The sequence below is a fragment of the Pseudomonas sp. 05N433 genome (genome assembly GCF_056396925.1).
Window position 1 is genome coordinate 1 of sequence record NZ_JBFTML010000104.1, and the last position, 7762, is coordinate 7762.

Below are 7762 nucleotides of genomic sequence, written 5' to 3' on the forward strand. Positions count from 1 at the left end.
CGGCTGCGCAGCAGTCGTAAATCCTGAGCCCACGGTACGACTGAAACACCGCGTTGTATGGTTTTGCGACTGCTGCGCAGCCGAACGCAGCCTTCGGCAGCTGCTACAGGGACGCAGGTGGTCAAGGACATCACAGTTGGGTCAGCTGGCGGTACAACTGCGGCAAGCGCAGGGGCAGTTGTTCGGGCTGGCGGATCAAGGTGTAGCCATTGGCGCCGAACATGTACGGCAGGTAATCCCCGGCCTCGCGATCGATCGTGATACAGAACGGCGTCAGCCCCTGACGCCGTGCCTCAAGCACCGCCTCGCGAGTATCTTCAACACCGTAGCGCCCTTCATACAGATCCAGATCATTCGGTTTGCCATCCGTCAGCAGCAGCAACAGTTTGCTGCGCCGCTTGCTCGTGCCCAATAGTTGCGTGGCCTGGCGAATGGCAGCCCCCATGCGTGTGTAATACCCCGGTTTGAGACCTTGAATACGACCTCGGGTGGTGTCGTCATAACGCTGGATGAACGACTTGAGTTCCTGCATGCGCACTTGCTGACGACGCAACGAGGAAAACCCGTACAGGGCGAAATCATCACCCAGCACCGACAAGGTTTCGCCGAACAGCAGCAGGCTGTCGCGGATCACGTCGATGACACGATGCTGATCGTTCAGGTGGGCGTCAGTGGACATCGACACGTCGGCCAGCAACAGGCACGCCAGGTCGCGGCGAGTCTGCCGCTGCTCCATGAACAAACCGCGTTCGGCGCACTGGCCATGCTCGCGATCAACGTGAAAATCCAGCCAGGCCTGCATGTCCAGCTCTGATCCCTGAGGTTGTTGGCGTAACCATTGACGATCATTGCGCAGGTGCTCGAACTGACGCCGCAAACGGTGCGCCGRGGCCTTCAGGCGTAGCGGCAGCGGCTGCGCCTCACAGTCGCGGGGCACCAGCATTTGCAGGTTGACGAAGCTGTCCTGCATCCGTTGTTTGCGATAGTCCCACTCCGGCAACTTGATGCCCTCGCCGAGGGGAATATCGTCGACATCGGCCGGTGGTAAATCCAGATGCAGCTTGAGACCGCCACCCTTGCGCAGGCGTGTGCGCGACAGCGTCAACTCATCCAGGTCGTCGGCGACTCGGGCAGCGTCCGGGTCTTCGCTGTCATCCGACCAGCGATCCAGGTCCACGTGCTCGGTCCAGCTGAACAGGTTCTCCAGACGCACCACCAGCAACCCGCCTTCACGGGTGCTTTCATCGATCCGCGTCGCGCGCTTACGCCCGCCTTTCTGCTCGCCGGGTGGCGTGGTCAAAGACTCTTCGGACTCATCGCCCAGATCGGCAGCCTGGGGACTAGCGAGATTTTGCGGCGGGTACAACCACAGCGGCAACGGCCACGCGGCCCGTTCGCTACGGGGGAAGTGCTCGACACTGCCGGGCTCGCGCAACGCCTGGCATAACGCCCGTTCCAGTGCCGCTTCGCTGCCGTTCAACGAGGCCGGATCGGGGCGCAATTGCAGATGGGCATCGACCAGTCGTTGGTAACGAACACGCAGCGCGGGATAGCGTCGCAGCAGCTGTTGCGTCCAGCGTTGATTGTCCCGGCCCCAGTGGCGCATCTGCCCGGCCTGTGCCGCCAGCAACGCGAGCCAGCGATAGAGTTCCTCATTCAGTGCCACTTCGGGAAACACCGCCAGGCTCGATGGCAGCCGTAAATTACGCTCGTCACACCACGCCAGCGGCACTTGTTTGCAGGTGCCGGCGATTTGCTGCAACACGTTGCGTCGCAGCAGCAGATCGCGGTCGCTGGCCGCTTCCACACCGACGCCATTGGCACCGCCCATGGCGCGGAACAACAGCGCCAGCGGGCGTTGCTGGCTGGCCAGTTCAACCCGTGCTTCGGGGAAATCAGGGCTGGCGCGCCGGGTGATGAAACGATGCCAGACACTGCCTACCCACTCTTCCAGTTCGACGGTAAACGCCATGATGCTTGCCCTTGCTGGAACCAAAAAACGGCCCGCTGTATCAGCCGGGCCGACCTTTTCCTAGCCATTGCACCCGATCATGAAGGTACAACCGCCGCCGGAGCGCGCAAGGCTGCGCGGCCACGTTGCTTGAAGCTGAACAGGTAACAGAGCAGCCCGGCGAAGAAGCCGATACCAGCACCCAGACGCGCCCAGAACAGCACTTGCAGATGTTCGACCGTGGCCATGAATGGCAACGCGATCCCATCGGCCTGCCAGCGTTGCAGGTAAACCTGTACGACACCGGCCGCGGTGAGGAACAGCGTGATCATCACCATCGACAGGGTCATTAACCAGAAGCCCCAGACTTCGAGGGTCTGTGAACGCTCGTCACCCGCTTCACCCAGCCCGCGCAGGCGTGGCATGGCGTAGCTGATCAAGGTCATCACGATCATCGCGTAAGCACCGTAGAAAGCCAGGTGACCGTGCGCTGCCGTCAATTGCGAACCGTGGGTGTAGAAGTTGACCGGCGCCAGGGTATGCAGAAAGCCCCAGACACCCGCACCGAAGAACGCCGTGACCGTGGTGCCCTTGGCCCACAGCGTGGCGGCACGGTTCGGGTGTTGCCGCCGACGGTTCTTCACCATGCTGAAGGCAAAGATCACCATGGCCAGGAACGGCAGCGGTTCGAATGCGGAGAAGATCGAGCCGACCCACAGCCAGACCTCGGGCGCACCGATCCAGAAGAAGTGGTGACCGGTGCCGATGATCCCGGTAATCAGGGCCATGGCGATGATCACGTAGAGCCATTTCTCCACGACTTCCCGGTCGACACCGGTGATCTTGATCAGCACGAAGGCGAGCATCGAGCCCATGATCAGCTCCCACACGCCTTCCACCCAAAGATGCACCACCCACCACCAGTAGAACTTGTCGCGGGCCAGGTTACCGGGGTTGTAGAAGGAGAACAGGAAGAACACCGCAAGGCCGATCAACCCGGTCATCATCACCATGCTGACGGTGGTCTTGCGACCTTTGAGCAAGGTCATGCCGATGTTGTAGAGAAAGCCCAGGCACACCACCACAATGCCCATCTTGGTGATGGTCGGTTGCTCCAGGAACTCCCGGCCCATGGTCGGCAGCAGCTCGTTATGCGTCAGTTTGGCCAGGCCCGCATAAGGCACCAGCAGATAGCCGAGAATCGTCAACACACCAGCAGCGGCGAATACCCAGAACAGAATGATCGCCAGCTTCGGGCTGTGCAGTTCGCGGTCGGCCTCTTCCGGAATCAGGTAATAGGCGGCGCCCATGAAGCCGAACAGCAACCAGACGATCAGCAGATTGGTGTGCACCATCCGCGCCACGTTGAAGGGAATGATCGGGAACAGAAAGTCTCCGATCACGTATTGCACCCCCATGATCAAACCGAACAGCACCTGACCGAGAAACAGCATCAGGGCAAACACGAAGTACGGTTTGGCCACGGCTTGCGAGGCGAATTTCAGATGCGGATTAGCGATGCTCATCTCTTAGCCCTCCTTGTTTGGCGGCCAGCCATTGGTGTTGATGTTCGAGCTCCATTTGAGGAACTCGGCGATGTCATCCACCTCTTGCTCGCTCAACTTGAACTGCGGCATCGCTCGTCGGCCCGGTACGCCCAGCGGCTGCATTTTCATCCAGGCATGTAGAAAAGGTTTAAAGCCCTCCTCCCCGCCGCGCCGCTGGAATACGTTGCCCAGCTCTGGCGCAAAGTAGGCGCCCTCGCCCAGCAACGTGTGGCAGCCGACGCAGTTGTTTTGCTCCCAGACCGTCTTGCCGCGAATCACTGATTCGGTTAACTGCGCTTCGTTGCTGCGCACTGGAAAGGTCTGTTCCGTGTGATAGGTCAAGGCCAGGAATATCAGGAAGAAAAAGACGCTTCCCCCGAAGTAGATATTCCTGGCCATGCCTTTGGTGAAGGTCTCTGACATGGTCGCTTCCTCTTTGCTTGGCGTGCCCATGATAGAAAGCGAGGGGGTAAAACCTGCTTGATGGCGATCAAGAAAGGCAGATGGTTTTGGTCGGGTATCAGGGCCAACCTGTAGCAGCTGCCGAAGGCTGCGTTCGGCTGCGAAGCAGTCGCAAAGTCAGACGCCGCGGTGTTTCAGGATGATTGAGGAGGCAGGGTTTACGACTGCTGCGCAGCCGAACGCAGCCTTCGGCAGCTGCTACAGGGTTCGCATAACGACTTAGCGGAACGACGCCAGCGTCAGCCCCACTACTGCCGCCAACACCAGCGCCCAGCTCACCATCAACCGGCGCCACAATCGCGGCGCATGGCGCATCTCCATGAAGCCATCGGTGATCAGCCAGGCCTTGCCAACCGCCACCAGCAAAATGGCAATGGACAACAGCCACGTCGCGCCGACTTGTGACAACACAACGGTGCACACGCTTAATGTGGCCAACGCTGCCCAGCAGACGAGCAACAACCTGGAAGCCGACATCAGAACCTCCGTCAATTCAGCACGTACACCAGCGGAAACAGCACGACCCAGATCAGATCGACCATGTGCCAATACAGCACGCCCGATTCAAACCCGCTGCGGTTGGCGGCGTTGTACAGGCCTCGACGGCAGCGCTCGGCCAGCCATCCGAGAATGACCATGCCGAGCAATACATGGAGAAAATGAAAACCGGTGAGGATCCAGTAGAGGGTGAAAAACGTGTTGTGCTCCATGCCCAGCCCTGAGGCCAGCAAGTGCCGGTATTCGGTAAGTTTCAACACCACGTAGACGCTGCCGGCAAGCAACGCGGCCAGCAGAAGTACGGCGCCGTGGCGGGACCGGGAGCGCCTGACCTGCTCCTGAGCCAGCGCGGCGAACAGCCCGGCGGTGAGCAGGCTCAGGGTCATCGCCAGGCCGGTAGAGGTGTTGAGCAATTGACGGCTTTCACCAAACAACTGCGGCTTGAGTGCCTGGGTCRCGGCGAACGCCAGAATCAGGATGGCGAACACCGACAACTCGGCCAAAATGAAAAACCACATCGCCAGATCGCCCGGCAGGTGGCCACGCGCAGCGCCCCTGGACTCAGCCGAAGTGGACATCAACCACGCCCATCAGCGCCGCAACCGTCAGCGGATCATCGCTCAGCGGCTCGGCCAGGCAGGCCATGCACGCTTCACGCGGGCTCATGCCGGAGCGGATCATTCGCGCGGTAAAAATCAACAGCCGTGTCGAGGCGACTTCCTCAAGATCATGTTGATCCAGCCTTCGCAGGGCCTGCCCCAACCTGACCACTTGCGCCGCCAGGGCGCTGTCCACCTGAGCCTCCCTGGCGACGATGCGCTCTTCATCGGCCACCGGTGGATAGCCGAAACGCATCGCCACGAAACGTTGTCGGGTGCTGGGTTTCATGCCTTTGAGCAGGTTCTGGTAGCCGGGGTTGTACGACACGACCAGCATGAATGAGGACGGCGCCTGCAACACTTCGCCGGTGCGCTCCAGGAACAACTCGCGACGATCATCGGCCAGTGGGTGCAGTACGACCACCGTGTCCTGCCGCGCCTCGACCACTTCGTCCAGATAACAAATACCGCCTTCACGCACTGCGCGGGTCAGCGGCCCGTCCTGCCACCAGGTGCCTTGGGCGCCAATCAGATGACGGCCAATCAGGTCGGCGGCACTCAGGTCGTCATGGCAAGCCACGGTGTACAGCGGTAGCTTCAGCCGATGGGCCATGTGCTGGACGAAACGGGTCTTGCCGCACCCCGTCGGGCCTTTGATCAGCACCGGCATGCCGTGTCGCCAGGCTTGCTCGAACAGCGCCTCCTCATTATTGAGCGGTTGATAGAAGGGTTCGCAAGACTGGATTCGGTCCATGGGCTGTCTGTTCCAAAAGCGGATTCAAGCCACACGCTACGGGCGCCTGCGACAACCTGGCAAGTGACATGGCCGGCAAACTTGATCGCGGTCAAGCAAGCATTGGCCTGCTCGGGCATAGCCTTGCACGGCACTAAGAACCTGCGTTCTGCGCTGCCGTTCCAGCACATCGCAAAGGTCTTGCCTGAGGAGAAATGGAATGCTGATCAGCAATAGAAAAACGTTTGCTCTGACTGTCGCCACATTGTGGTCGGCGCTGGCCCTTGCGGTGACTCATGCGGCCCGGGCCGAGGAACCCGCCACTGCTGCGGCCAGCCCGCTGATGGTCAAAACCGCCGGAGCGCCCGACATGAGTCAGGCCGAGTTCGACGCGTCCAAGGAAATCTATTTCCAGCGCTGCGCCGGCTGCCACGGCGTGCTGCGCAAAGGCGCCACGGGTAAACCACTGACGCCGGACATCACCCAGTCTCGCGGCCAACCGTATCTGGAGGCGTTGATTACCTTCGGTTCACCAGCGGGCATGCCGAACTGGGGAACATCCAATGCGCTGACCAAGGATCAGATCACGGCCATGGCCAAGTTCATCCAGCACACACCGCCCACGCCACCGGAATGGGGCATGGCCGAGACGCTGAAAACCTGGAAAGTGCTGGTCAAGCCCGAGGATCGTCCGAAGAAGCAACTGAGCAAACTCAATCTGCCCAACCTGTTTTCGGTGACGTTGCGCGATGACGGCAAGATTGCCCTGATCGACGGTGACAGCAAGAAAATCGTCAAGCTGATCGAGACCGGTTACGCGGTGCACATCTCGCGCATTTCTGCCTCCGGTCGCTACCTGCTGGTGATTGGTCGAGACGCCCGGATCGACATGATCGACCTGTGGCCGGTGGAGCCGACCAAGGTCGCCGAAGTCAAAGTGGGCATCGAGGCGCGCTCGGTGGAGACTTCCAAGTTCAAGGGTTACGAAGACAAATACACGGTCGCCGGCTCCTATTGGCCACCACAATTCACCATCATGGATGGCGAAACCCTGGAGCCAAAACAGATCGTCTCGACCCGCGGCATGACTGTCGACAAGCAGGAATATCACCCGGAACCCCGGGTCGCGGCGATCATCGCCTCCCACGAATGGCCGGAGTTCATCGTCAACGTCAAGGAAACCGGCAAGGTCATGCTGGTCAATTACCAGGACATCAAAAACCTCACCATCACCTACATCGATGCCGCCCCTTTCCTGCATGACGGCGGTTGGGACAGCACCCATCGCTACTTCATGACCGCCGCCAACAACTCCAACAAAGTCGCCGTGATCGACTCCAAGGATCGCAAGTTGGCCGCCCTGGTGGACGTCGGCAAAACCCCTCACCCGGGTCGTGGCGCCAACTTTGATCATCCTGTCTACGGCCCGGTCTGGGCCACCAGCCACCTGGGAGACGACGGTATCTCGCTGATCGGTACCGACCCGGCCAAACACCCGCAATACGCCTGGAAACAGGTCGCCTCGCTCAAGGGCCAGGGCGGCGGTTCGTTGTTCATCAAAACCCACCCCAACTCGCGCCACCTGTATGTCGACACCACCCTCAACCCGGACGCCAAGCTGAGCCAGTCGGTGGCGGTGTTCAACCTCGACAAACTCGACGCCGGCTACACCGTGCTGCCCATCRCCGAGTACGCCGGCATCAAGCAAGGCGCCATGCGGGTCGTGCAGCCGGAATACAACAAGGCTGGCGACGAGGTCTGGTTCTCCGTGTGGAGCGGCCAGTCGGACGAATCGGCGCTGGTGGTAATCGACGACAAAACCCTGAAGCTCAAAACAGTCATCAAGGACAAACGACTGATCACGCCCACGGGAAAATTCAACGTCTACAACACCCAACACGACATTTATTGAGCTCCATCAATGAAAGGAATCCTCATGAAAAATACCCTGCTTTCACTGATCGCCCTGACC

At 60.3% G+C, this 7762-nt stretch carries 7 protein-coding genes; 1 reads left to right on the forward strand and 6 read right to left on the reverse strand.

Annotation, left to right across the window (positions count from 1 at the left end; translation table 11 throughout):
- Positions 1-130: 130 nt before the first annotated feature.
- The 6 genes from AC1DIS_RS29535 to AC1DIS_RS29560 form a co-directional block, all read right to left on the reverse strand.
- Entirely contained in the window at positions 131-1972 is a 1842-nt protein-coding gene (locus tag AC1DIS_RS29535; RefSeq protein ID WP_477781276.1) for a nitric oxide reductase activation protein NorD, read from the reverse strand.
- A 77-nt stretch (positions 1973-2049) separates the two neighbouring features.
- Positions 2050-3477, reverse strand: coding sequence for a cbb3-type cytochrome c oxidase subunit I (locus AC1DIS_RS29540; RefSeq protein ID WP_018927788.1), 1428 nt, complete (start codon positions 3475-3477; stop codon positions 2050-2052).
- Positions 3478-3480: 3 nt separating this feature from the next.
- Positions 3481-3921, reverse strand: a complete 441-nt coding sequence (locus tag AC1DIS_RS29545) for a c-type cytochrome (RefSeq protein WP_018927787.1) — start codon at positions 3919-3921, stop codon at positions 3481-3483.
- 258 nt (positions 3922-4179) lie between these two features.
- Positions 4180-4437, reverse strand: coding sequence for a cytochrome C oxidase subunit IV family protein (locus AC1DIS_RS29550; protein ID WP_064617215.1), 258 nt, complete (start codon positions 4435-4437; stop codon positions 4180-4182).
- A gap of 11 nt (positions 4438-4448) precedes the next feature.
- On the reverse strand, positions 4449-5036 hold the full coding sequence (locus AC1DIS_RS29555; protein WP_477781277.1) for a cytochrome c oxidase subunit 3: 588 nt from the start codon (positions 5034-5036) through the stop codon (positions 4449-4451).
- Positions 5020-5802 carry a CbbQ/NirQ/NorQ/GpvN family protein gene (locus AC1DIS_RS29560; RefSeq protein WP_413817535.1) on the reverse strand — a complete coding sequence of 261 codons (783 nt, stop codon included), beginning with the start codon at positions 5800-5802 and terminating at the stop codon, positions 5020-5022. The genes AC1DIS_RS29555 and AC1DIS_RS29560 overlap by 17 nt, the downstream gene beginning before the upstream one ends.
- 208 nt (positions 5803-6010) lie before the next feature.
- Here AC1DIS_RS29560 and AC1DIS_RS29565 point away from each other — a divergent pair, with 208 nt between their 5' ends.
- Positions 6011-7702 carry a cytochrome D1 domain-containing protein gene (locus tag AC1DIS_RS29565; RefSeq protein WP_477781278.1) on the forward strand — a complete coding sequence of 564 codons (1692 nt, stop codon included), beginning with the start codon at positions 6011-6013 and terminating at the stop codon, positions 7700-7702.
- Positions 7703-7762 lie beyond the last annotated feature (60 nt).